Origin of the sequence: Streptomyces sp. SID14515 (genome assembly GCF_010548505.1) — a bacterium.
GTDB lineage: Bacteria > Actinomycetota > Actinomycetes > Streptomycetales > Streptomycetaceae > Streptomyces > Streptomyces caviscabies.
The window spans coordinates 219,828-242,210 of the sequence record NZ_JAAGMH010000097.1 but is presented as its reverse complement, the minus strand read 5'-3'; the positions used below and the strand labels follow the sequence as shown (position 1 = coordinate 242,210).

The following is a 22,383-nucleotide window of genomic DNA, read 5'->3' as shown; positions in this document are numbered from 1 at the left end:
ATCCGTATCCACAGACTCTTCCGAGGAGTGATCCATGCACCAGCAGACCGTCGCGATAGCCTCCCGCAGCGGGTTGCACGCCCGTCCGGCGTCGCTGTTCGTCAAGGCCGCCGCCCGCCAGCCGGTCAAGGTGACCATCGCCCGCGAGGGCCGCGACCCGGTCGACGCCCGCAGCATGCTCGCGGTGCTGGCCCTGGCCGCCCCGTACGGGGAGACCGTGGTGCTCAGCGCCGAGGGCGACGGGGCGCGAGCGGCGGTCGAGGAACTGGCGGAGCTGCTCGCGCAGGATCTCGACGCCGTCGTCTGATCCTCGCCCGCCTTTTCCGATGCGTACCACCGGCGGCTGCCGGGTCGTTAGGTTGGGACACGTGACCGATACGTGGAACGCCTCCGACCCGGCCGTCCTGGCCCTGCCCTCCGGACGCCTCGTGCGCGGCCGGGGTCTGCGCAAGCCCCTGCCCGCGGGCCCCGAACCGGAGTTCGCCGTCTACCTCCTGGGGCGCACCCCGCCTCCGGTCGCCTGGGAGTCGCGGTGGCTGCGGTGGCCGGACTTCCGGCTCCCGGCGGACCGGACGGCGGCGCGGGACCTCCTGGAGGAGGTCTGGGACCGGGCCGCCGGGAGCCGGGTCGAGGTGGCCTGCGGCGGTGGGATGGGGCGCACAGGGACGGCCCTGGCCTGCCTGGCCGTCCTGGACGGGGTCCCCGCCGACGAGGCGGTGGCGTTCGTGCGCGCCGGCTACCACCCGCGGGCGGTGGAGACGCCCTGGCAGCGCCGCTACGTACGGAACTTCCCCGCGCGCCAGGACGCCTCCTAGGACTTGTCGGGCACGCTCTTGAAGGTCTCCGGCACCGGCAGGGTGCTCCAGCGGCCGATCGGCCAGGCGACGACGACGGCCCGGCCGACGACCTCGTCGACGGGGACCATGCCCTGGTTCGGGTCGTCCTGGTGGTAGCGGGAGTCCGCGGAGGCCTGGCGGTGGTCCCCCATCACCCAGATCTTGCCGTCGGGCACGGTGACCTTGAACCGGCCGCCCTCGTCGTTGCTGCAGGGCGTGTTGCCGGGGAAGACGTACGGCTCGTCCAGGGCGGTGCCGTTGACCTTGACCGGCCCGTCGCCCGCGCACTCCACGGTGTCACCTCCGACGCCGATGACCCGCTTGATGAGGTCCTTCTCCTCGGCGGAGGGCATCACGCCGACGAAGCTCAGTACTTTCTGCACGGTGTTGGGCTCGTCCACGGGCACGCCCGCGAGCCAGTCCGCCGGGTCGTGGAAGACGACCACCTCACCGCGCTCCGGCTCCGACCCGAACCAGGGCGTCAGCTTGTCGACCAGGACCCGGTCGCCCTGCTGGAGGGTGTTCTGCATGGAGTCCGACGGGATCGAGAAGGCCTGCACCAGGAAGGTCTTGATGAGCAGCGCCAGCACCAGGGCGACGCCGATGAGGAGCGGCAGCTCCACCCAGAACGGCCGGTTCTTCCGGGTCCTCGACCGCCGTGTGCCCGCACGCCCCATTGCACCGCTCCTCGCCCCGTGTACCGCCCGCCCGTCCCTGGGGGAACGGATCCGGTGATCCACTCTATGGGGCGCGGTGGGCGGTGCGGAACGTCAGGCGGGTCCGGCGCCGACCGGTGGGACGGTCGCTCCCTCGCCGGCCCGGACGGCTTCGACCACGCTCTGGTGGAAGCGGCGGCTCTCCTCCTCGGAGGGGCACGGCACGGGGCTGCCGGTGAGGGTGAACCAGTCGGAGGATCCGCTGTACTGCACGGCCACCGCCGCCTGTCCGTCGGACCAGGTCGTATGCACCGTGAGATCGCCGCTCAGGATGCCCGCTTCCTCAGTGCGCACTCCGCCGGTGCCCGTGTAGACCCCGCTGGTCGTCCAAGATGCCCAACTCATGACGGTCACCTTTCGGACGATGGCAAGCCTGTCCAGCCGACTCCTTCCGAGTATGGCACCGCCGGTGGGACCGCGCACGGGTGTGCGCGGTCCCACCGGCGGCAGGTTCTCCGGGGGCGCCGTCTCAGGCGCGTTCCAGCATCCCGCGGACGAAGGCGGCCTGGCCCGCGTGCTGAAGATCCTCGGCGAGGACGCTGATCAGCCGGACACCCAGCGTCACCGGGGGCGACCAGCCCTGGTCGACGATCCGGTCGAGCGCGTGGCCCTCCAGTCCGGCGACGTAGTCCAGGGTCCGCTCGTGCACGGCGTCGAAGTAGCCGAGGAGGGGTTCGGCGGAGTCCACGCGGACGGCGGCGACCTCGTCGGCGGTGTGCCCGTAGCCGGTCGCCGTCTCGTCGAACGGCAGGGCGAATCGCTCGGCCCAGCCTTCGGTGAGCCAGATCTGTCCGGTTCCGGCGGCGTCGGCGATGTGGTCGTCCTGGACCCGGGTGAGATGCCAGACCAGCCAGGAGATCGAGTTCGCCTCCGCGTCGACTCGGGCGTTGAGGTCGTCGGGCGGGAGTCCTTCGACCGCCGCGTGGACCGCTTCCCCGACCCGGTCGAACGCTTCGGCCAGCATGCCTGCGGTATTCATCCGCCCACCTTCGCCCGAAGGCCCGGCGGCCCCGGGGCGCGACACACCGCCGGGCCGGGGGAAGCCGCCGTACGATCTCCTCATGGTCCGGAGCAGCGCGGAGAATGTCGAGCAGTACCTCACCGAGGCCCCGGAGGCTCGCCGGGAGGCCCTCACGGCGCTGCGCGCGACGGCGGCGACCCGCGGTACGCCCTGCTGACGCGGAACGTCACGGGCCGGGGGCCTCTCGGCGCAGGCCGTGCAGCCAGTCGGTCAGCAGGCGGTTGACCTCGTCGGGGCGTTCCTGCTGGATCCAGTGGCCGCAGCCTTCGAGGATGTGGGCGGCGGACAGGCCGGGGAGGGTCTTCGGGTAGGCGTCGATGGCGTCGGACATCCAGGTGGTGGAGGAGTCCAGGGCGCCGCCGATGAAGATCGAGGGCTGGGTGAGCGGTGTTCCGTCCCAGGCGGCGAGGTCCTCCCAGTCCCGGTCGACGTTGCGGTAGCGGTTGAGCGCGCCGGTCATGCCGGTGCGTTCGAACTCCTCGCCGTAGACGTCGAGGTCCCGCTCGTCGAGCCAGCCGGGGAGCCGGTCGGTGGGGAACCGGTCGGCCATGCGCGCACCCGGTGGTACGAAGAAGAGGCTGGGCCGGTCGGCGGGGGCGAGGGTGTCGCCGGAGAGGCCCGCGTAGAAGCCGGCGAGCCAGCCGCGTACGTCCGGTTCGATCTCCGCCTCGGCGCGGCCGGGGGTCTGGAAGTAGCTGACGTAGAACTCCTCCTCGCCGCCGATGGCCGCGAAGCCGTCGGTGGGGCGGGGGCCGCCGCGGGGTGCGTAGGGGACGCTGAGCAGGGCGACCGCGGTGAAGACGTCCGGCCGGAGCAGGGCGCTGTTCGCGGCGATGGGCGAGCCCCAGTCGTGTCCGACGACCGTGGCGGTCTCCTCGCCCAGGGCGTGGACGACGGCGGTGTTGTCGGCGACATGGGCGAGCATGCGGTAGGCGTCGGTGGCGGCGGGTGCGGAGGAACGTCCGTAGCCGCGTACGTCGATGGCGACGGCCCGGTGTCCGGCGGCGGCCAGGGCGGGGAGCTGGTGACGCCAGGAGTACCAGGACTCGGGGAAACCGTGGACGAGGAGGACGAGGGGGCCGGTGCCCTGCTCGACGCAGTGGATCCGGCCGCCGGGGACGTCGACGGTCCGGTGGGTCGCGCCGGGCAGGACGGTGGAGGGGCGGGCGGCACGGTCCGTGGGCGGCGCGGGTACGGGGGTGGGCTCCGGCATGGCTTCTCCTCGGGCGCCCCGTGCGGGCGGGGCGGTCGTGACGCTTCGGCGGGCGGCCGGGCCGGAAGGCCCGGCCGCCCGGTCACGATCATTCGGCCGGTGCGGGCGCCCGGACAAGGATTTTTGCCGATGCGGCAAAACGGTGGGGCGGGGGCGGTTCAGACGAGGAGGCCGAGCAGGTGGGCGCAGGCGGCGGCCTCGTCCGGGTGGTGGGCGAGGACTTCGTACGTGCCGCGCTCGAACGCCCCCGTCTCCCAGCCGCCGTTCCCACCCCGCCGGACGAAGAGGAAGTCCGGCGGGGTGGGTACGGGCTCGTGGACGCCCTCGATCCGGTAGTAGCCGCCGGGGATCCGTGCCTCGACGAGTGCGGCGTGCAGTGCCCGGCGGTCCATGGCCGGTTACGCGCCCGCGGGCGTCAGATAGGCGTTGTCCAGCAGCCACTTCACATTGAGCCGCTGGCCCTCGCCCGGGTCGAGGAACACGGCGTCGAGCTTGATCTGCCGGCCGCCGCCGGGCTGCTCGAACCACGGGGCGATGGAGCCCTCCCAGACCCAGAAGGGCTTGGCGACCTTGTAGACGCGGTAGTCGCACGGGGTGTCCGCGTCACGGGTGTTGAGGTTCTGCGGGGGCAGGGCGCGCTCGGCGTAGGCGTCGCCCGCGGGGGCGAGGTAGCCGCCGTACTCCGAGCCGAAGCGGTCCAGGCGCTGGCCGGTGCGGAGCTTGACGGGCTCCTTGTCGATCTCGCCGTTCACCTCGGCGAAGCCGTCGTTGGGCGGGTACTTCCAGCTGCCGGTGTCCGCGGGCCCTTCCCAGTACTTCTTCAGGAAGTCCTTCGGCGTGAGGTCGCCGGTGCGCTGGTAGCCCTTCAGGAGCGGCCCGACGGGAGCAAGCCGCTTGTTGGGCAGCCACTTGGGGCCGAGGCGGGCGTCGCCGCGGAACTCTCCGGTGCAGGGGTCATGCCGCTCGGCGGCTGGTGCGGGCCGCTCGGGCCCGGGTGCGGCGTTCGCCACGGGGGCGGAGAGCAGTCCGGCGGTGATGCCGAGCGCGGCGAGTACGGTACGCATGCGGTTCAATTCAGGAGTCCCCTCGAGCACTGATGATCCATCAGGACAGCTGACGTAGGGTAACCGCTCGGCTACATGAAGCTTCCGCGCCATGCCGTTTTCCGGCCACCGAACACAGCACCGCGCCCCGGCCGCGCGACGGGGCGCGACCGGGGCGTAGTGGGCGCGGGGGCATGGGCCCCCGACCTGTGCGGTTCTAGCTGACGTTGACGTCGATGCAGGCGTAGAACGCGTTCGAGGTGTCGGCGATGTTCCAGACGGCCAGGACCTTCTGCTGGCCGGTCTTGTTGCCGAAGTCGACCTGGTGGGTCACGGTCGCGCCGGGCTGCGCGCCGCCGTCGTCGAACTCGGCGATCTTCTCGCCGCCCACGAAGTACTGCCAGGTGCTGGTGGAGTGGCGTGCGGTGATCTTCCACTCGAACTGCTGGGAACGGTTCACCGGCGTGACCGACCAGCCCTTGGAGTCGTCGTCCAGCTCGGCGAAGCCGCTGTTGCCGCCGCTGCAGCTGGTGAGCCCCTTGGGGCCCTCGACGCTCTGCGGTTCGTACTTGATCGCACCACAGCTGACCGTGCCGGCGGCACACTGCGCCTGCCTGCTCGGCGGGTTGGAGATGTAGCCGTGGGCGCTGGCGGAGCTCGCCGGAAGGCTGAGGGCGAGGACCGGGGCGAGCAGGGCGCCGACGGCGAGTGCGGTCTTCCTTTTCGCGTGCATGCTTCTCCTTCACATGAGACCGCACCGCGCGGTGGCGGACCGTGGGGGGCCCGACTTCGACGGCGAGGCCTCGCGAGTGTGGGGCCAAGAGGCGCGAAGGGCTGCAAGTCCCTTGCCGGACAAGCCTGATGGCGGATGTCCGGAAAGGCCTTGCACTTGGACTAGACCATACCGACCGACGCGTTCACGTCAAGGGTGGTACGCGGTGGGCGGCCGCTCGCCGGATCCGCCCGGGCGGCCGCGCGCAGCCCGGCAGGCCGCCCGGGTGACGCGATCACTCCTGGTCGTCGCCGTACCGGACCGTGACGCGCTCGAAGCCGAGCGAGCCGAGCAGTCCTTTCAACATGGCGGCGGTGTTCTTCTCCGCGCGGGCGGTCAGTTCGCTCTCCTTCGCCGCTTCCGATATGTGCTGGACGGCGAGCTTGTTGACCGCCTGCTCGCTGCCGGGGTTGTCGGAGAAGAAGTCGCCCAGCCGGTCGAGGAGACCGCGCTGCTTGGACACCGCGTAGGAACGGTCGGGGTCGAGCGCCGGCCTGCCCAGCACCGCGTGCGGCAGCCGGATCTCGGCCGTGGTGCGGTCCTCGTTCACCGCGACGCCGTTCCCGGTGACCTTGCCCAGGTCGACGGAGGCGCCGACCGTGCCCGCGCCGACGAACAGGGTGCGGGTGCCGCGCACCGCGTCGGGCAGGAACTTCGCGTCCTTCTCCAGATCGACGACGACCTGGAAGTTGCCCGAGGCGGCCTCGTACGAGCTCATGTCCTGGATCGACTTGAGCACGGCGGGGCCGGACCGGTCGTGGGTCTCCTCGCCGAAGAGGTCGTCGAGTCCCGGCAGCAGGCTCAACCGGCTGCCGGCGAACAGCAGGACCAGGACGGCCGCGCCGATGCCGAGGACTTTCAGACACCCCCGGGAGGGGCGGGTGTTCCGCTTTCCGCCGTCGTACGGCGCGGGCTCTGTGGTTACGTCGCTGGACGTCATGCTCTGCGTGTGACCCGCGCCCGGTGCTTTCAGTCCCGCTCCCGCCGCCCCCCGTACGAACTCCCGCACAAAATGGGCCCGTTCCGGTACGGGCGGGCAGACGCGGGGCCCTCCCGGCGGCCGGGGACCGCTCAGTGCGGCGAGGCCGCCACCCGCACGCGGTCGCTCGCGCCGTCGGAGAGGAACGACGCCAGCTCGCGCCCCTGGTCGGCCACTGCGGCGCGGTCGGCGCGGGAGAAGGTGCGCAGGGGATCCACCGTGACGACGTCCTCGGTGACGCTCCAGGTGGCGGCCACCCGGCCGTCGACCAGCACGACGCGCTCGCCGGCCACCGAGAGGCCGCGGTGGGCGTCGTCGATGATCCGGCTCCGGTCCTGATAGCCGAGGATCACGTTGTCGAAGGCCGGCAGGAACCGCACCGGGGCGGGAGTGTCCGGATCCGGTCGCGGCGCGTCGGGCAGATCGAGCAGTTCCCGCCCCCGCTCGTCGCGGAAGGAGACCAGTTCGTCGCGGACGGCGGCCACCGCGCCGGGCAGTCCGGCCAGCCCGGACCAGGCGCGCAGGTCGGCCGTGGCGGCCGGACCGTAGGCGGCCAGATAGCGCCGTACCAGCGCCTGGCCAACCGGATCGGAGCCGTCGGCGGCGGGCGGGTCGACCGGGCGGCCGAGCCACGAGGAGAGCGCGACGTTGCGCACCCCGCCCTTCGTCCGCCACAGCCCCCGGGGCGGCGCCTGCGCCATCGGGACGAGCGCGGCGACCACCACCTCGCCCAGGGCCCGGGGTCCGGGACCTGGCCGGCCCGGGGCGAGCTCCCGCACGATCTCGGCCGCCGTGCGGGGCTCCCCGTCCGCCATCAAGTCCCGTGCCTCTGCCGCGAGTTCTTCGAGATCGACCCCTTTCAGCTCGTCGCGGTAGACGCCGAGCACCCGTTGCCGCAGCATCGCGTCGTGGCGGCACCGCCAGGCGAGGACGTCGGCGGCGGTGACCAGGTGGACCGTGCGGCGCATGAGGTGCGTGCGCACCACGCTCCGCCGGGTCAGCAGATCCGAGAGGGCCGCCGGATCGAAGGCGGTCAGCCGGGTCCAGAGACCGACGAAGGGCTCCTGCGGCTCCTGCGCCTGGAGGCCGCAGAGGTGGGCCACCGCGTCCACGACCGGCAGGTCGGCCCGGTCGAGCAGCAACTGCCGCGCGAGCACGGCACGGTTCAGCGCCCGGTTGTCGAGGACGGTCATCGTGTCGTTTCTTCCTCTCGGTTGCCCGCGGCCGGATCCTCGCACATCCTCGCGCAAGCACAGCGCCCCGGTGTCCTGGTGCCTTGGGTGTCTTGGTGCCTTGGGTGTCCTGGTGGCCCCGGCGCCGCGTCGGTCAGGTCGCCTGCCGCCCGTCGAGCGTCTCGCGCAGGATGTCCGCGTGGCCGGCGTGCTGTGCGGTCTCGGCGATGACGTGGGTCAGCACCCGCCGCGCACTCCACTCCCCGCCGGGCTCGTTCCAGGGCGCCTCGGGAAGCGGATGCACCGCCGAGAGGTCGGGAAGCTCAAGGACGATCTTCTCGGTGCGGGCGGCGACCTGCTCGTAGGCGTGGAGGACCCCGGCCGTCGTCTCACCGGGCAGCATCCGGAACTCCTTGTCCCGGTCGGCCATCCACGTCGGGAGCTCACGTGCGGTGCCGGCCGCCAGGTCGTCCCAGGTGACCCCGTCGGGCAGCGCGAAGGACATCGCCGACGGGCCCTCGGTCACAAAGCTCAGCCAGTTCTCCTCCATGGCCGTGACGTGCTTGACGAGACCGCCCAGGCACAGCGCGCTGACCGTCGGACGCTCACCCGCCTGCTCGTCGCCGAGGCCTTCGACCGAGCGGATCAGGGCGGCCCGCACGGTGGCGAGGGCGGCGAGGAGGTCGGTGCGTTCGGCGTCGAGGGACGTGGGGGCTGCGGTCATGGTGATCGGGTCCTTCCGATGTTTCCGTCGTTCGGTACGGATCAACCTTCGCAAGAGAAGAGGCCAGGGTGTGGCCTCTTCTCCCGGTCATACTGAGCTCATGCCGAAGACTTCAGCGCGACTGCTGGCGCTGCTCTCCCTGCTCCAGGCGCGCCGCGACTGGCCGGGCAGCCTGTTGGCCGAGCGGCTGGAGGTCAGTCCGCGCACCGTTCGCCGTGACGTCGACCGGCTGCGGGAGCTGGGCTATCCGATCGCGGCGTTCAAGGGGCCCGACGGCGGATACCGGCTGGACGCGGGCGCGCAGTTGCCGCCGTTGCTGTTCGACGACGATCAGGCCGTGGCGCTGGCCGTCGCGCTCCGGACCGCCGCCGCGACCGGAGCCGGGATCGGGGAGGCCGCGGCCCGCGCGCTCACCACCGTCCGGCAGGTCATGCCGGCCCGGCTGCGCCATCGCGTGGACGCGCTCCAGGTCACCGCCGTCGAGCGCACGGGAGGGCGGGCGCAGCCGCAGGCCGATCCACGCGTGCTCCTGACGCTCAGCGCGGCGGTGCACGCCCGCGAGGTGCTGCGCTTCGACCACTCCCCCGCGTACGTTCGGGCCGACGCCGACGCCGACGCCGCGCCCGCGGTGCGGCGGGTGGAGCCGCACCGCCTGGTCACCTGGGGCGGGCGCTGGTATCTCGTCGCCTGGGACCTGGACCGCGAGGACTGGCGGACCTTCCGCGCGGACCGGATCACCCCACGCACTCCCACAGGCCCCCGGTTCACGCCCCGCGAGGTGCCCGGAGGCGATGTGGCCGCCTTCGTCGCCGCCCGCTTCCAGGGCTCCGACACCCCCGGGGAGTGGCCCTGCCGCGGCGAGGCGATCCTCGCGGCACCCGCCTCCGAGGTGGCCGGCCATCTCCGCAGCGGAATCGTCGAGGAGCACGGCCCGGACCGCTGCCGGGTGATCCTGGGCGCCTGGTCCTGGCCCGGCCTGGCCGCCGAACTCGGCCGGTTCGACGTGGACATCGAGGTCGTCGGGCCGGACGCGCTCAGGGACGCCTTCGCGTACCTGGCCCGGCGTTACGCCGACGCGGCGGGAGCGGGCGCGGAGGCTGACCCCGCCTAGCGTCCGACGAGGCGGGTGTCGGAGGTGTCGTCGGTCGTCGAGGTGGTCACGGACGTGGTGACGTTCCCCGCGAGTCCCAGCACCAAGAACAGCACCACGAGCCACTTCGCGGCACTGCTCAGCACCAGCGGGCGGGTGGCGGAGCGCGACGGCTCCCGGGCCACGGCGAGGTCGCCGTCGTCGCCGAACAGGCCCTTGGGGTAGGCCGGGGTGAGCATCATGACGTACGAGGAGAACCGCATCCGGTAGCGCAGGGTGGCCGCCGTCGCCTCGAACAGCGGCCGGGGCATCCGGCCGAGACACAGCGTGATCAGCCACCAGACGAAGGCCAGCGCCCACCACCCGTAAACGGCGAGGCTCTGCACGATCGCCGCCGGGATCATCAGGAAGACGCGGAACAGCACCGCCAGGCGGTTGAGCGGGGTGGGCCGCACCTCGATCCGCGCCGGATAGTCGGCCGGCGGGGTCAGGGCGAAGGGCGGGTAGCGGTCGATGAGCAACATGTCGCTCGCCGACACACGCATGTCGTAGCCGAGGACCCCGGTCAGGAAGCGGAAGACGGGGTCCGGCAGCCGCCCCAGCACCAGGGCCGCGAACCAGCCCACGATCACGGTGAAGAACGCCGCGATGTGCAGGACGAACAGCACGATGAAGTGCGGGACGAGCAGCAGAAGTCGCAGAAGGACGGTCAGCCGCCGCTGACGTGCCGGTTCGACGATGTCCAGGACGGGCCTGAACTCGTCCGCGTCCGTCTCCTTGCGGCCCGGGCTCCACTGGCCTTCGGCCATGTCGCTCCTCCTCGGCAGGGGATCCGTACGGCATCCGCGCGCAGGACGTGTCCCCACCGTGCGTCCGGTCCGGGCCGCCCGCAAACGGCCCGGGACCGAACGGGTGCCCGGCTCAGCGGCTGCGCGTGCGCATACGGTCGAGCAGGGAGCGAGCCTTGTTCGTACCGGTGCCCTTCGTGCGGGCGGTCTTCGTACGGGCCGACTTCGCACTGGCGGTCTTCGTACGGGCCGACTTCGTGCCGGTGCCCTTCGTGCCAGTGCCCTTCGTACCGGCGGACTTCGTGTCGGCGGCCCTCGTACCGGCGGGCTTGGTACGAGCCGTCTTCGTGCGGGGGGTCGGCCTCGGTGTGCTCTTCGGCTCGGGCTCGGGCTCGGGATCTGTCGGCCGTTCGGAACGGCCGGGAGCGTCGGCGTACGTGTAATAGCGGTGGCTGATCCGGCGGCCCAGCACGAAGTAGCCCAGCAGCGCGCCCGCGGTGTTGAGGATGACGTCGTCGATGTCGAAGGCCCGTCCCGCGACCAGCGCGCCCTGGATCAGTTCGACCACGGCCATCACGACGGCCGTCAGCAGGGTCATCCGGATCATGCGCAGGCGGCGCGGTACGAAGAACGGCAGCAGCACGCCGAACGGCACGCCGAGCAGCAGGTTTCCGCCCGCCTGTTTGCACGCGGCGAGGAAGGTGTAGTCTTCGGCGTACTGGCGCAGCGAGCGGCCGGGGCGGAGGTTCGAGGTCACGAGGTCCTCGGAGGCCGGTGAGGGCGTGAGCGTCACCTTGGCCAGCAGGACGGAGAACACCACCAGCCCGAGCAGCACCACCGTCAGGACCGCCCCACGGACCAACACACGTACCCATGTCCCCTGGCCTGCCCGGGGATTCGCCTCTGCTGTCATGGCCGACGGATGCCCCCGCCCGGCCGGAACACACCCTTGGGCTGCCCCGTGGGGCGAAATCTCACCCGGCTGTCCGCGACCTCCTGCGACGATGTGCGCATGAACGCACGTAAGAAGAAGGACCTGCTGGACGAGGCCGACCGGTTGCGTACCGAGGGCCGGCCCGAGGAGGCGCGCGAACGGCTCCTCGCCCTGACCGCCGAGTACCCCGACGACGCGGAGGTGGCCTGTCGCACGGCGTGGATCCACGACGCGCTGGGCCTGGAGTCGGAGGCCGTGCCGTATTACGAGCGCGCGCTGGCCAATCCGGAGCTCGCCGAGGAGGACCGGCGCGGGGTGCTCCTGGGGCTGGGCAGTACATACCGGGTCCTCGGCCGGTACGGGCAGGCGGTGGAGACACTGCGCCGGGGCGTCGAGGAGTTCCCGGACGACGGCGCGCTGCGGGCGTTCCTGGCGATGGCCCTGTTCAACACCGACGAGCACCACGAGGCGATGCGGCTGTTGCTGGAGTTGACGGCCACGACCAGCCAGGACCCGTATGTCCAGCAGTACCGGCGGGCGATCGAGTACTACGCGAAGGATCTCCACGAGACCGTGTGACCCGGCCCGCGTGTGACGCGTGCGGGGCGGGGTTGTCGGCCGCGGCGCGCCGCGGCGCGGGCGACGCGCCGGTCCGGGAGCGGTGGGCGCCGAGAATGCTCGGGTGTCCACCGCTCCCCCGCCGACCCCGCCCTCCTCGCCCTCTTCCGCCGCGCCCCGGGCCGGTGATCTGCCGTGGCGCGGCGAGGGGGCGCTGCTTCTGCTGTCCGCGGCTTCCGGGGCGGCGGACGCGTTCGTCTTTCTGTGTGTGGGGCAGGTCTTCGCCGGGGTGATGACCGGGAACCTGGTGCTGCTCGGGGCCTCGGCCGCCGGGGCGGGCGAGGACGGTGTGGCGCTGAAGGTGGCCGTCGCCCTGGGCGCGTACTTCTGCGGGGTGGCGGCGGGTGCGCTGATGACCGGGCGGCTCGGGCTCCGGGTCCCGGTGCTGCTGGGGGCGGAGGCCGTTCTGCTGGGGGCCGCGGCCGTGCTGTGGGGACTGGAGCTGACCACGTCGTACGGGGATCGGCTCGGGCTGCTGGCCCTGGTGGCGGTCGCGATGGGCGTCCAGGGGCGCGTACGGGTGACGCCGACGACCTACTTCACCGGGACGCTGACGTCGCTCGCGGGCCGGGTGGCTCTGCGGGAACTCCGGGGCGGGGACGGCTGGGTGCTGGGGCGGCTGGCCGCGGTGGCGGCCGGGGCGGCGATCGCGGCGCTGGGCGAGCGGTGGTGGAGCCCCGGGGCCGCGCTGGGCGCGGTGGTGATGGTCGCCGGTGCGCTGGTGCTGGAGACGGCCCCGCGCCGGGGCGGCGGGCCGCCGGACAAGGGGAAGCCCCGGCCGGATCGGGGGAATCCAGCCGGGGCGGCTTGAGTGCGGGCGTGAAGGGCGGTCGCCTCTCGGCGAAAGGCTCCATGGGGCTTCGGCGGTGCGATCTTCCCCATGGGCTATAGGTGAGGCCCGGGGACACTGTCCCCCTCACACCCACGTATAGATGAACGATAAACCATCCTGGACCGTTCCCGGGAATCCGCCTCCGCGGATGTGATCCACGGCACGGAATCCCGGACTCCGCCGCTGGCCAGGTCTCGTTCGGTCAGCTTCCGGACGTCTCGCCGGCGCCGTAGCGGCGCCGGAACCGCTCGACGCGGCCCGCCGTGTCGAGCACCTGGCTGCCGCCGGTGTAGAACGGGTGGCTCGCCGATGAGGTCTCGACGTCGATGACGGGGTAGGTGTTGCCGTCCTGCCACTCCACGCGCTCGCCGGAGTCGGCGGTCGAGCGGGTCAGGAAGGCGACGTCGGCCGCGCGGTCGCGGAAGACCACGGGACGGGACACGGGGTGGATACGGGACTTCATCGATGCGTTCCTTCCTCACCGCGGAGTGCGGCGACGTACTGGGTGACAGCCCTCTTCCGGGCGACCGGCGGACCCGGTCGGTCAGCGGGTCTCGCGGAACAGGACGTGACGGCCGGCGGCGGAGTCGAACTTGCGGAGCTCCAGCCGGTCAGGGGTGTTGCGGCGGTTCTTGCGCGTCACATAGCTCCGGCCCGTTCCGGCCGTGGAGCGGAGAGTGACGACGGGCCTGATCTCACTGCGTGCCATGGGCGCCTCCCGATGCCTCTGCCGACCCCGTCCCCGTATCGGGAATGGGATTCGTTTTCGTTCTGATGAGGTAACGCGAGCCGCCCCCACGGCATTCCCGCCCCCTCACGCCCCCCGAACCCCGTGGTCAACTCGCCCCAGGCGTAAGCCTGTTCGGATTGTCATCGCGCCGGAGAGCCGCTGGCATATGCCAGACGCAACAACGCATCGAGTGTTGCCGAATCCCTTACGACCCGCCGTGGCCTGTGCGACAGTCGGTAGCGATCCACCCTTCAGAACCGGCTAGGCCGCGCCTGTATCGGAGTACGAGATGCCGTCCCCCCTCTTCGCGGACCGCCCCGCACCACAGCTTCCCGCGCACGACGCCGTCGACGACCTGATCCACCGGACGCGCCGGCTCCGGGGGGATGTGGAAGCCGTGCGGCGGGACGCCGACGTGTTCGACGAGGACGACCCCCAGCTGCGCTGGCAGCGCGCCCTGTGCGAGCTGGCCGTGCACCATCTGGACAACCTCGACGAGCACCTGGGCCAGCTCAGGGCGGGTCTGCCCGGTCCGCGCACCGAGGACTCCGCTCCCCTGGGCGACGAAGCCCCGGCCGGGCCGGGGGGCGGTTCGCTGCTGAACCGGGTGGGCAGCGCCGAGTGGAACCTCCTCACCGACGAGTCCAGCTGGTCCGAGGAGCTGTACGAGATCTTCGGCAGGCCGCCCGGGTCCACGCCCCTCTCCCTGGACGATCTGCCGTCCGTGCTGCTGCCCGAGGACCAGCCGCTGCTGACCGCCATGGTGACGGGCTGCCTCGTCGACGGCCGGCCGATGGACGGCGAGTTCCGCATCGTGCGCCCCGACGGCCAGACCCGCACACTGCACATGACGGGCGAGCCGGTCCTGGACGCCGAGGGCTGCACCGCCTCGATGTGGGCGGTCCTGCGGGACGTCAGCGAGCTGCGCCGCAGCGAGCAGGCCGTGAGCAGGAGCCGTGCGTCGGTGCGGCGCGAGGAGCACATCGAGCGGACCGAGCACCGCATCGCCGTGGAGCTCCAGGAGACCGTCCTGCCGCCGTGGCGCGGATCGCTGCGCCTGCCCACGCAGGGCCCCGGCGCCCTGGACATCGCCGCGCACTACCTCCCCTCCGGGTCCAGCGGGCTCATCGGCGGCGACTGGTACGACGCGATGGAGCTCCCCGACGGACGCACCCTCCTCACCGTCGGCGACCTCACCGGGCACGGCATCCCCGCCACCTCGTCGATGGCGATGATGCTGGGCGCGCTGCGGGGCATGGCGGTCGCCGGCATCGAGCCGGGCGCGTTGCTGGGCCACCTCAACCAGGTCCTCGAAACGTCGATTCAGCCCGCGCTGGGCAGTGCCCTGTGCTGCCGTTTCGACCCCGTCACCTCCCTTCTGTCCTGGGCGCAGGCCGGACACCCCGCGCCGCTGCTCTTCCGCGACGGTTCGGGGCGGCTCCTGCCGCCGCCGGACGGGATGCTGCTCGGCGCCGCGTCCAACGTCGTCTTCGAGCAGGACGACGTACGGCTGCTCCCCGGCGACGTGCTCGTTCTGCACACCGACGGCCTGACCCGGCGCGGCGACCGGGGTGCGGGCCCGGAGGCATTGCTCGCCCTCGCCCCCCGCTTCGCCGAGGCCCGTACGGCACAGGAGTGCGTCCGGAGCGTCGTCGAGGAGTTCGGCGGGACCGAGCGACCGGACGACGCGTGCGTGCTGGTCGCCCGTATCGGGGCATGAGGAAGCGCCGACGTATCAGGGCCCAGCAGAGCCCATCAGGGTGTGAAGGAGCGAGGAACGGCGCGGCCGGGCCGGGTCGTCAGATCTGTGTGCCCTTGGCCTTCTTCTGGCTCGGCATCGAGAGCTCGATCTCCTCGCGCAGATCCTGGATCCCGGCGTATCCGGCGAACTGACCGGTGAGCCGGTACATTTCGCGGAGCCGGTCCCAGGTGCGGTGCGAGGAGGTCTCCCCCATCGACACCAGCGCGAGCCGGGCGTAACGGTCGGCCTGTTCCGGGTCGTTGGCGATGAAGCAGGCCGAGGCCAGCGAGATGTAGTCGAAGATCTTCGACCGCTGGCGCCCGTTGATCCGCAGCTCCAGCGCCTGCTTGGCATGGCGCTGGGCGATGATCGCGGCCCCCGGGTCGTGCTCGGCCAGGGTACGGAAGGCGAGCGCCTGCATGCCGTGCATATCTGCCTCGTCGAACATCTGCATCCAACTGGGCGGCGGCACATCGCCCTTGTCCGAGACGAAGAGCTCCTCGGCCTCGCCGAGGGTGCGCCGCATGGCCTGGCCGCGGCCCATCGACGCCTGCGCCCAGGCCTCGATGGTGCGCAGCATCGCCTGCGTACGGGGCAGGGTCTCGTCTCCGGAGCCGGATTTGGCGAGCTTCATCAGGTCGAGCGCGTCGTCGGGCCGGCCCAGGTGCACCATCTGGCGCGCTGCCCGGGAGAGCGCTTCTCCGGCGCGTGGCCGGTCGCCGCCCTCGCGGGCCGCGTGGGCGGCGATGACGAAGTACTTCTGGGCGGTGGGTTCGAGGCCGACGTCGTGGGACATCCAGCCCGCCAGGACGGCGAGGTTGGCGGCGACGCCCCACAGGCGGCGCTGGAGATGGTCGGGGTGGCGGTAGGCGAGCATGCCGCCCACCTCGTTGAGCTGGCCCACGACCGCCTTGCGCTGAAGTCCGCCGCCCCGGGACGCGTCCCAGGCGCGGAAGACCTCGACCGAATGCTCCAGGGCCTCGATCTCCTCGGAGCCGACCGGAGCGGCCTCGTACCGGTCGAAACCGGCGGGATCGGCGTGCGGGGAATCGTTGGTACGTGGAGCGTCGGCCGCCAGAGCGGGGTCGCTGTGCAGCCAGTCGTACATGGGGCCGGCGATGGTTGAGCCGGCGGCGAGCGCGGCGCCCGCACCCACCAAGCCGCGTCGGTTGAGCATGAGGTCCATTCCCGTGAATTCGGTGAGGACCGCTGCCGTCCGTTCGGGCGCCCACGGCAATTGATCGGGATTGTGTTCCGTCCCGGAGTCACGCCGTTTCCCCACACGCCCGCGTCGGCCGAACCCGAGGTCCTCGATGGTCACGACACGGCCGAGCCGCTCGGTGAACAGAGCTGCCAGCACTTCGGGCACGGGATCACGGGGGGATTCCCCCATGTCGATCCAGCGCCTGACCCGCGAGGTGTCGGTGGCCAGCTGCGGATGGCCCATGGCCGCCGCCTGCCGGTTCACCATTCTCGCGAGTTCGCCCTTGGACCAGCCGGCCAGGCCGAACAGGTCGGAAAGACGGGTGTTGGGTTCTCCGGTCACTTCAAGCCCCCAGGTTCTCGGCTGACTTGACACTAACCCCCTGTCAGATGCGCTGTGACTATTCGCCAGGGTTCGCCAGGGTCCGCCAGATGGTCTGCCACCCGCGCCCCGGTGTCAGGTAGGAAAGCGCCACCCCGCCCGGCAGCCCTAGGTACTCCCCAGGGTGCCGAACGGCCGTCGGCCGGGTTGGCGCACGTACCTTGTCGGCGCACGAAGGGATCTGTCTCGCCCATGTACACAGCATCGTCCTCCGTGTCCGCCCCGCCCCGTCCGCTCCGCCCGATGGGCGCGGGCGGCGGGCCCTATCTCGCTCCTCACGCCGGCGCACCGGCGCAGGGTCCGGGCCGGGCCCGACGGGCCGCGGGACCGGGCGCCGGACCGCTCAGCGGAAGAATCGACCTGTCCGGCCCGCAGGGCGCGCAGGTGCGGATGGCCATCGCCTCCGTCCAGCGCATCTGCCCCGAGTTCAACCCGGTCCAGGTGCTGCGCCGCAGCGGCCGTTCGGTCCTGATCGTCGGAACGACCGGGCGGGCCACCGCCGTCGCGAAGTGTTTACTGGACCACTCGCCGGCGTGGACCGAGCGGTTCCGGCACGAAATAGCGGCGTACCGCGCGTTCGTCCGGCACCGCCCCCCGGTTCGGGTGCCCCGGCTGATCGCGGCGGACCCGGAGAACTGCACGCTGGTGATCGAGCGGATGCCCGGCCGGGTCGCCGCCCTCACCCGGCATCCGGCGGAGGCCCCGCCGCGGGCCGACATCCGTGCCGCGCTGGGCGCGATCGCCCGGGTGAACGCCTGGCGGCCGCCGCCCGGACTGTTCGAGGCGCCGCTCGACTACGCCTCGCGGATCGCGCGCTATCACGAGCTCGGTCTGTTCACCGACCGTGACCTCGGCGACCTGCAGAAGCTGCTGCACGGTCTGGCCCACGCGGGCGGCCGGCAGGGCATGGGGCAGTTCTGCCACGGGGACGCGCTGCTCTCCAACATCCTGCTGTCGCCGACCGGACCGGTGCTCGTCGACTGGGAGCACGCCGGCTGGTATCTCCCGGGATACGACCTGGCGACGCTGTGGGCGGTGCTGGGCGACGCGCCGGTGGCGCGTCGCCAGATCAGCCAGCTGGCCCAGGCCAGGGGCCCGGCCGCGCGGGACGCGTTCCTGGTGAACCTGATGCTGGTGCTGACCCGCGAGATCCGCAATTACGAGACGGCGGTGCAGCGCACCATGCGCGAGGCGCCCTCGGTGGGCGCGGGGCAGGACCGTCCCGGCGCACTCTCCTCGGGCGAGGAGCAGCGGCTGCTGCTGCGGAGGCTGCACGACGACTGCGCCATGGCTCGACGGGCGGTGCGGGCGGCGGTCGGCACCCGCTGAGCAGGGACGACGACGGAAGACGACGCGGGCCGACGGCCCGCCTGCCGAGAACCACAGTGACCAGACCACTGTGAAGAAGGAAGCGCGCTGCGGGACCGGTGCCGACACACCGGTCCCGCAGCGCGCTGTTGTGCGTTCCGGGGCCCGTACGGCGGTCTGCGACCGCCCGTCCGGGCCCTGTCCGCCCGTGACCGGGTGCTGACCCTGTGCTGTCCCGGGGTCCCCGACGGGTGAGGCCCGCCACGAGACCCACGTCACCTACGACCTCCGGTAGTAGGCGTGAACCGTCCCGTCCGGCGTAACGAACCGCCCATATGGCTCATAAATTGGCATCTCACGATGAAGAGTAGTAAAGGCGGTCATTGCTTCCTATGTCGGTCAGCGCTAACCATGGATCCCGGCAAGCACCGAGTACGAGCCGACGTCGATCGCCCTCCGGCGACCGCGGTCCGGACTCCCCGGTTCCTGCCGACGCGGCGCGAAGGCCGCGAAGCCCGTCCCCCATAGGAAGAGCTCACGCATGCCCCGCATCTCCACCCTGCGCATCACCCGCTCGCACAAGATCGCCACCGCTGTGCTCGTCGCGGCCGGTTCGGTCACCGCCATAACCGCCACCGGCGGTCCGAGCGAAGCGCAGACCACCCAGGCCCGCTCCTCCATCTCTGTGGAGCCGGTCGCCGCCGCGGGTATCCCCACGGCGAAGGACGCGGCGGCCAAGAAGGCCGCTCAGGAGAACGCCGCCAAGGAAGCCGCGGCGAAGAAGGCCGTCGCCGACCGCAAGGCGGCCGCGGAGAAGGACGCCGCCAAGGAGCGGTCCGAGAAGCAGGCCGCCAACCGCTCCACCGAGCGCAAGGCCGTCACGCCCAAGAAGTTCGCGAACAACCTCGACGGCTGGATCCGCGAGTCGCTCGACATCATGAAGAAGAAGAACATCCCCGGTTCCTACGAGGGGCTGCACCGCAACATCATGCGCGAGTCCAGCGGCAACCCGAACGCCGTCAACGACTGGGACATCAACGCGCAGAACGGCATTCCCTCCAAGGGTCTCCTCCAGGTGATCCAGCCCACCTTCGACGCCTACCACGTCAAGGGCACCCCGAAGAAGCTCACCGACCCGGTCGCCAACATCACCGCCGCCGCGAACTACGCCGCGGACCGGTACGGCTCGATCGACAACGTCGACTCCGCCTACTGAGCGACCGACTCCCGAGCACGCACAGGCCAAGCCGCGATTATGTGACTAATCGCCGTCGTGCGTGCTCCGTATGGCCGAAGGGTAGTGCTGCGCGGACACCACCGGTCCGCGCGTTTCCCCGCGCGGAGGCTTCTGGAAAGGCCTGACGCACATGGCACAGCCCTTCTCACTGCCGGACTTCTATGTTCCGTATCCGGCGCGGCTCAACCCTCATGTGGAGGCGGCACGCACGCACACCCGGGCGTGGGCCCGCTCCATGGGGATGCTGGAGGGGTCCGGCATCTGGGAGGAGAAGGACCTGGAGGCGCACGACTACGCCCTGCTGTGCGCCTACACCCACCCCGACTGCTCGGCCGAGGCCCTGTCCCTGGTCACCGACTGGTACGTGTGGGTCTTCTTCTTCGACGACCACTTCCTGGAGCTGTTCAAGCGCACTCCCGACCGGGAGGGCGGCAAGCGGTATCTGGACCGGCTGCCCGCCTTCATGCCGATGGAACGCGGTGCCCCGACCCCGGAGCCGGAAAACCCCGTCGAGGCGGGGCTCGCCGATCTGTGGGCCCGGACGGTCCCGGCGATGACGGACGCCTGGCGGGCCCGGTTCGCGGAGTCGACGGAGAACCTCCTCAACGAATCCCTGTGGGAGCTCGCCAACATCCACGAGGGCCGCATCGCGAACCCCGTCGAGTACATCGAGATGCGCCGCAAGGTCGGCGGCGCGCCCTGGTCCGCCGGTCTGGTGGAGTACGCGGCGAACGCCGAGGTGCCCGCGTCGGTCGCCGGGTCCCGGCCGCTACGGGTGCTGCGGGACGCCTTCTCCGACGCGGTGCACCTGCGCAACGACCTCTTCTCCTACCAGCGTGAGGTGGAGGACGAGGGGGAGAACAGCAACGGCGTGCTGGTGCTGGAGAAGTTCCTCGGCTGCTCCACGCAGGAGGCCGCCGAGGCAGTGAACGACCTGCTGACCTCACGACTCCAGCAGTTCGAGAACACCGCCCTCACCGAACTCGGCCCGCTCTGCGCCGAGAAGGGCCTGGATCCGACGCAGACCGCCGCCGTGCTGGCGTACGTCAAGGGGCTCCAGGACTGGCAGTCCGGCGGCCACGAATGGCACATGCGCTCCAGCCGCTACATGAACGGCGGCGGCGCGGGCGAGGCCGTGGCCGGCTTCGGCATGTCCGCCGCCTCCATCAAATTCACCCTCCGCTCGGAGACCGCGCGGGCCCGCAGCCACAGCCATGTGCCGTACCAGCACGTGGGCCCCTCGCTGCTGCCGGACTTCGACCTGCCGTTCGGCACCACGCTGAGTCCTCATCTGGAGGGGGCCCGGGTCCGGCTCGTCGAGTGGGCGCGCCGGATGGGCATCCTGGAGGCCCAGCCGGGCGTGCCGGGTTCGCACATCTGGGACGAGCGGCGGATCGTCGCGATCGACCTGCCGCTCTGCGCGGCGGGCCTGCATCCGGACGCGACCCCGGACGAACTGGACCTGTCATCGGGCTGGCTGGCCTGGGGGACGTACGGGGACGACTGGTTCCCGGTGGTGCACGGGCGGGCCCGGGACCTGGCGGGGGCGCGGCTGGCCAACGAACGGCTGTCGCTGTTCATGCCGCTGGACGGCGAGGGGACGCCGGAGCCGGTGAACGCCCTGGAGCGGAGCCTGGGCGATCTGTGGCGCAGGACGGCCGCTCCGATGGACCTGAGCGCGCGGCGCACCTTCCGGACCTCGATCGAGTCGATGACCGAGAGCTGGCTGTGGGAGCTGGCGAACCAGGCGCAGAACCGCATCCCCGACCCGGTGGACTACGTGGAGATGCGACGGGCGACGTTCGGTTCGGACCTGACGATGAGCCTGTGCCGGCTCGGGCACGGCAGGACCGTTCCGGAAGAGGTCTACCGCAGCGGTCCGATGCGTTCCCTGGAGAACGCGGCGGCGGACTACGCGTGCCTGCTGAACGACCTGTTCTCGTACCAGAAGGAGATCGAGTACGAGGGCGAGGTGCACAACGGCGTCCTGGTCGTGCAGAACTTCTTCGGCGTGGACTATCCGACGGGCGTGGCGATCGTGCACGACCTGATGAACTCGCGGCTGCGGCAGTTCCTGCATGTCGCCGAGGTGGAACTCCCGGTGCTGTACGACGACTTCGGCCTCGGCGCCGAGGCGCGGGAGGTCCTGGCGGGCTATGTGCAGGAGCTCAAGCACTGGATCGCGGGGATCCTGATCTGGCACCGGGGCTGCCGCCGCTACCGCGAGGAGGACCTGCGGCAGGGGCACGACACCCCCTGGCATCTGAGCGGCCCCACGGGGCTCGGCACATCGGCTGCGCAGGTGACCCGGCTGATGGCTCAACTGGCGGGTAGTTCCGTGTAGTTACGCGCAGCCCTGTGTCGTCCACGGGCATGCGGCCCGCCGTACGGAGGAACGCGCGGCGGGCCGCGGCCGGCGGGCCCACCGGCCCGGCGCAGGGCTCGGAGGACAGGTCCCGGAGCGCAGGTCCCGGAGCACAGGGCTCAGAGCAGTACGTGGCGGAGCACCGTCTCGAACTCCGCCGCCGTCGGCGGGTTGTCGGTCAGCAGCCCTTGGAGCAGCAGGCCGTCGATGACGCCCTGGAGCACCTGCACCCGGACCGGATCGCCGGTGTAGCGGCGGCCGTACGCGGCGATGGCCTCCAGCCAGTGCCGGGTGGGGCCGCGCAGCTCCGGGCGGCGGGCCGCGAGCAGATACAGCTCGTACTCCGCGAGCAGCCGTCCGGGGCCTCCGACGACCTTCTCCAGCAGCTCCGCCAGCGCGGTGATGCCCCCGGGGCCGCCGTCCGCCTCCTCGGCCAGCCGCAGCATCCGGTCCGCGTCCTGCTCCATGCAGCGGGTGAGTGCGGCGGTGAGCAGGTCGTCGATGCTCGCGAAGTGGTAGGCGGCCGCGGTGGCGGGCAGACCCGCCTCGCGCGCGACCGCGCGGTGGCTGACGCCGGCGACTCCTTCGCGGGCGACCACCTGGAGCGTGGCTTCGATCAGTTCCTGCTTCCGCAGCTCGCCTTTGAGCAGACGTCCGTCGGTCTGCGGTGTGTGCACGG

The 22,383-nt window shown here is 71.7% G+C and carries 25 protein-coding genes; 9 read left to right on the top strand and 16 right to left on the bottom strand.

The window, feature by feature from the left end:
- Positions 1-34: 34 nt before the first annotated feature.
- Entirely contained in the window at positions 35-307 is a 273-nt protein-coding gene (locus tag G3I54_RS21205) for an HPr family phosphocarrier protein (protein WP_164616449.1), read from the top strand.
- A 61-nt stretch (positions 308-368) separates the two neighbouring features.
- Positions 369-815 (top strand): protein-tyrosine phosphatase family protein, encoded by a 447-nt coding sequence (locus tag G3I54_RS21200; protein WP_164616448.1) that lies wholly within the window; start codon positions 369-371, stop codon positions 813-815.
- Here the strand turns inward: G3I54_RS21200 and lepB are convergent.
- The 10 genes from lepB to G3I54_RS21145 form a co-directional block, all read right to left on the bottom strand.
- The gene (gene lepB / locus G3I54_RS21195) at positions 812-1,513 is read right to left on the bottom strand and encodes a signal peptidase I (RefSeq protein WP_164616447.1); all 702 of its coding nucleotides are present in this window, start codon (positions 1,511-1,513) and stop codon (positions 812-814) included. The genes G3I54_RS21200 and lepB overlap by 4 nt on opposite strands.
- A 93-nt stretch (positions 1,514-1,606) precedes the next feature.
- Positions 1,607-1,897, bottom strand: a complete 291-nt coding sequence (locus tag G3I54_RS21190) for a hypothetical protein (RefSeq protein ID WP_164616446.1) — start codon at positions 1,895-1,897, stop codon at positions 1,607-1,609.
- A gap of 124 nt (positions 1,898-2,021) precedes the next feature.
- On the bottom strand, positions 2,022-2,531 hold the full coding sequence (locus G3I54_RS21185) for a DUF664 domain-containing protein (RefSeq protein WP_164616445.1): 510 nt from the start codon (positions 2,529-2,531) through the stop codon (positions 2,022-2,024).
- A 208-nt stretch (positions 2,532-2,739) separates the two neighbouring features.
- Positions 2,740-3,786 (bottom strand): alpha/beta hydrolase, encoded by a 1,047-nt coding sequence (locus G3I54_RS21175; RefSeq protein ID WP_164616444.1) that lies wholly within the window; start codon positions 3,784-3,786, stop codon positions 2,740-2,742.
- Between the two features lie 158 nt (positions 3,787-3,944).
- Positions 3,945-4,178, bottom strand: coding sequence for a hypothetical protein (locus G3I54_RS21170; RefSeq protein ID WP_164616443.1), 234 nt, complete (start codon positions 4,176-4,178; stop codon positions 3,945-3,947).
- A gap of 6 nt (positions 4,179-4,184) precedes the next feature.
- Positions 4,185-4,859 (bottom strand): TNT domain-containing protein, encoded by a 675-nt coding sequence (locus tag G3I54_RS21165; RefSeq protein WP_164616442.1) that lies wholly within the window; start codon positions 4,857-4,859, stop codon positions 4,185-4,187.
- A 187-nt stretch (positions 4,860-5,046) separates the two neighbouring features.
- Positions 5,047-5,562: a lytic polysaccharide monooxygenase auxiliary activity family 9 protein gene (locus tag G3I54_RS21160; RefSeq protein WP_164616441.1), complete on the bottom strand. Its 516-nt coding sequence runs from the start codon at positions 5,560-5,562 to the stop codon at positions 5,047-5,049.
- Between the two features lie 274 nt (positions 5,563-5,836).
- Positions 5,837-6,541, bottom strand: a complete 705-nt coding sequence (locus G3I54_RS21155) for a DUF4230 domain-containing protein (protein ID WP_164616440.1) — start codon at positions 6,539-6,541, stop codon at positions 5,837-5,839.
- Positions 6,542-6,672: 131 nt separating this feature from the next.
- Positions 6,673-7,773 (bottom strand): winged helix DNA-binding domain-containing protein, encoded by a 1,101-nt coding sequence (locus G3I54_RS21150; RefSeq protein ID WP_164616439.1) that lies wholly within the window; start codon positions 7,771-7,773, stop codon positions 6,673-6,675.
- 133 nt (positions 7,774-7,906) lie between these two features.
- Complete coding sequence (locus tag G3I54_RS21145) at positions 7,907-8,476, bottom strand: DinB family protein (protein ID WP_164616438.1); 570 nt, start codon at positions 8,474-8,476, stop codon at positions 7,907-7,909.
- 100 nt (positions 8,477-8,576) lie between these two features.
- Here G3I54_RS21145 and G3I54_RS21140 point away from each other — a divergent pair, with 100 nt between their 5' ends.
- Positions 8,577-9,587 (top strand): YafY family protein, encoded by a 1,011-nt coding sequence (locus G3I54_RS21140; RefSeq protein ID WP_164616437.1) that lies wholly within the window; start codon positions 8,577-8,579, stop codon positions 9,585-9,587.
- Here the strand turns inward: G3I54_RS21140 and G3I54_RS21135 are convergent.
- Together G3I54_RS21135 and G3I54_RS21130 are read right to left on the bottom strand one after the other, a co-directional pair.
- Positions 9,584-10,375 (bottom strand): DUF4389 domain-containing protein, encoded by a 792-nt coding sequence (locus G3I54_RS21135; protein ID WP_164616436.1) that lies wholly within the window; start codon positions 10,373-10,375, stop codon positions 9,584-9,586. The two genes, G3I54_RS21140 and G3I54_RS21135, sit on opposite strands and share 4 nt — an antisense overlap.
- A 112-nt stretch (positions 10,376-10,487) precedes the next feature.
- A complete protein-coding gene (locus G3I54_RS21130; RefSeq protein ID WP_343240373.1) occupies positions 10,488-11,219 on the bottom strand; it encodes a VanZ family protein in 732 nt (243 codons plus the stop codon).
- Positions 11,220-11,366: 147 nt separating this feature from the next.
- Between G3I54_RS21130 and G3I54_RS21125 the strand changes: the two genes are divergently transcribed.
- Both G3I54_RS21125 and G3I54_RS21120 read left to right on the top strand, forming a co-directional pair.
- Entirely contained in the window at positions 11,367-11,867 is a 501-nt protein-coding gene (locus tag G3I54_RS21125) for a tetratricopeptide repeat protein (protein ID WP_164616434.1), read from the top strand.
- Between the two features lie 169 nt (positions 11,868-12,036).
- Positions 12,037-12,717 carry a YoaK family protein gene (locus G3I54_RS21120; protein ID WP_164616582.1) on the top strand — a complete coding sequence of 227 codons (681 nt, stop codon included), beginning with the start codon at positions 12,037-12,039 and terminating at the stop codon, positions 12,715-12,717.
- Positions 12,718-12,940: 223 nt separating this feature from the next.
- Here the strand turns inward: G3I54_RS21120 and G3I54_RS21115 are convergent, their stop codons facing one another.
- Together G3I54_RS21115 and rpmG are read right to left on the bottom strand one after the other, a co-directional pair.
- Positions 12,941-13,201 (bottom strand): type B 50S ribosomal protein L31, encoded by a 261-nt coding sequence (locus tag G3I54_RS21115; RefSeq protein ID WP_164616433.1) that lies wholly within the window; start codon positions 13,199-13,201, stop codon positions 12,941-12,943.
- 81 nt (positions 13,202-13,282) lie between these two features.
- Complete coding sequence (gene rpmG / locus G3I54_RS21110; protein ID WP_030086513.1) at positions 13,283-13,447, bottom strand: 50S ribosomal protein L33; 165 nt, start codon at positions 13,445-13,447, stop codon at positions 13,283-13,285.
- A gap of 310 nt (positions 13,448-13,757) precedes the next feature.
- Between rpmG and G3I54_RS21105 the strand changes: the two genes are divergently transcribed.
- Complete coding sequence (locus tag G3I54_RS21105) at positions 13,758-15,188, top strand: SpoIIE family protein phosphatase (RefSeq protein WP_164616432.1); 1,431 nt, start codon at positions 13,758-13,760, stop codon at positions 15,186-15,188.
- 79 nt (positions 15,189-15,267) lie between these two features.
- On the opposite strand, the gene G3I54_RS21100 is transcribed toward G3I54_RS21105, so the two are convergent.
- Complete coding sequence (locus G3I54_RS21100) at positions 15,268-16,755, bottom strand: hypothetical protein (RefSeq protein ID WP_164616431.1); 1,488 nt, start codon at positions 16,753-16,755, stop codon at positions 15,268-15,270.
- 231 nt (positions 16,756-16,986) lie between these two features.
- Here G3I54_RS21100 and G3I54_RS21095 point away from each other — a divergent pair, with 231 nt between their 5' ends.
- The 3 genes from G3I54_RS21095 (at position 16,987) to G3I54_RS21085 (ending at position 21,683) form a co-directional block, all read left to right on the top strand.
- Complete coding sequence (locus G3I54_RS21095; RefSeq protein ID WP_164616430.1) at positions 16,987-18,123, top strand: aminoglycoside phosphotransferase family protein; 1,137 nt, start codon at positions 16,987-16,989, stop codon at positions 18,121-18,123.
- A 520-nt stretch (positions 18,124-18,643) separates the two neighbouring features.
- Positions 18,644-19,318 carry a transglycosylase SLT domain-containing protein gene (locus tag G3I54_RS21090; RefSeq protein ID WP_164616429.1) on the top strand — a complete coding sequence of 225 codons (675 nt, stop codon included), beginning with the start codon at positions 18,644-18,646 and terminating at the stop codon, positions 19,316-19,318.
- A gap of 151 nt (positions 19,319-19,469) precedes the next feature.
- Positions 19,470-21,683, top strand: coding sequence for a terpene synthase family protein (locus G3I54_RS21085; protein ID WP_164616428.1), 2,214 nt, complete (start codon positions 19,470-19,472; stop codon positions 21,681-21,683).
- 140 nt (positions 21,684-21,823) lie between these two features.
- On the opposite strand, the gene G3I54_RS21080 is transcribed toward G3I54_RS21085, so the two are convergent.
- Complete coding sequence (locus G3I54_RS21080; protein WP_164616427.1) at positions 21,824-22,381, bottom strand: TetR family transcriptional regulator; 558 nt, start codon at positions 22,379-22,381, stop codon at positions 21,824-21,826.
- Positions 22,382-22,383: the final 2 nt, after the last annotated feature.

What these genes read in the sequence shown, in the direction of transcription:
- G3I54_RS21155 (WP_164616440.1), bottom strand. Translation starts at nt 6,541, where the DNA reads ATGACGTCCAGCGACGTAACCACAGAGCCCGCGCCGTACGACGGCGGA.
- lepB (WP_164616447.1), bottom strand. Translation starts at nt 1,513, where the DNA reads ATGGGGCGTGCGGGCACACGGCGGTCGAGGACCCGGAAGAACCGGCCG.
- G3I54_RS21115 (WP_164616433.1), bottom strand. Translation starts at nt 13,201, where the DNA reads ATGAAGTCCCGTATCCACCCCGTGTCCCGTCCCGTGGTCTTCCGCGAC.
- G3I54_RS21085 (WP_164616428.1), top strand. Translation starts at nt 19,470, where the DNA reads ATGGCACAGCCCTTCTCACTGCCGGACTTCTATGTTCCGTATCCGGCG.
- G3I54_RS21125 (WP_164616434.1), top strand. Translation starts at nt 11,367, where the DNA reads ATGAACGCACGTAAGAAGAAGGACCTGCTGGACGAGGCCGACCGGTTG.
- G3I54_RS21175 (WP_164616444.1), bottom strand. Translation starts at nt 3,786, where the DNA reads ATGCCGGAGCCCACCCCCGTACCCGCGCCGCCCACGGACCGTGCCGCC.
- G3I54_RS21150 (WP_164616439.1), bottom strand. Translation starts at nt 7,773, where the DNA reads ATGACCGTCCTCGACAACCGGGCGCTGAACCGTGCCGTGCTCGCGCGG.
- G3I54_RS21145 (WP_164616438.1), bottom strand. Translation starts at nt 8,476, where the DNA reads ATGACCGCAGCCCCCACGTCCCTCGACGCCGAACGCACCGACCTCCTC.
- rpmG (WP_030086513.1), bottom strand. Translation starts at nt 13,447, where the DNA reads ATGGCACGCAGTGAGATCAGGCCCGTCGTCACTCTCCGCTCCACGGCC.
- G3I54_RS21190 (WP_164616446.1), bottom strand. Translation starts at nt 1,897, where the DNA reads ATGAGTTGGGCATCTTGGACGACCAGCGGGGTCTACACGGGCACCGGC.
- G3I54_RS21160 (WP_164616441.1), bottom strand. Translation starts at nt 5,562, where the DNA reads ATGCACGCGAAAAGGAAGACCGCACTCGCCGTCGGCGCCCTGCTCGCC.
- G3I54_RS21095 (WP_164616430.1), top strand. Translation starts at nt 16,987, where the DNA reads ATGTACACAGCATCGTCCTCCGTGTCCGCCCCGCCCCGTCCGCTCCGC.
- G3I54_RS21205 (WP_164616449.1), top strand. Translation starts at nt 35, where the DNA reads ATGCACCAGCAGACCGTCGCGATAGCCTCCCGCAGCGGGTTGCACGCC.
- G3I54_RS21140 (WP_164616437.1), top strand. Translation starts at nt 8,577, where the DNA reads ATGCCGAAGACTTCAGCGCGACTGCTGGCGCTGCTCTCCCTGCTCCAG.
- G3I54_RS21170 (WP_164616443.1), bottom strand. Translation starts at nt 4,178, where the DNA reads ATGGACCGCCGGGCACTGCACGCCGCACTCGTCGAGGCACGGATCCCC.
- G3I54_RS21090 (WP_164616429.1), top strand. Translation starts at nt 18,644, where the DNA reads ATGCCCCGCATCTCCACCCTGCGCATCACCCGCTCGCACAAGATCGCC.
- G3I54_RS21135 (WP_164616436.1), bottom strand. Translation starts at nt 10,375, where the DNA reads ATGGCCGAAGGCCAGTGGAGCCCGGGCCGCAAGGAGACGGACGCGGAC.
- G3I54_RS21105 (WP_164616432.1), top strand. Translation starts at nt 13,758, where the DNA reads ATGCCGTCCCCCCTCTTCGCGGACCGCCCCGCACCACAGCTTCCCGCG.
- G3I54_RS21185 (WP_164616445.1), bottom strand. Translation starts at nt 2,531, where the DNA reads ATGAATACCGCAGGCATGCTGGCCGAAGCGTTCGACCGGGTCGGGGAA.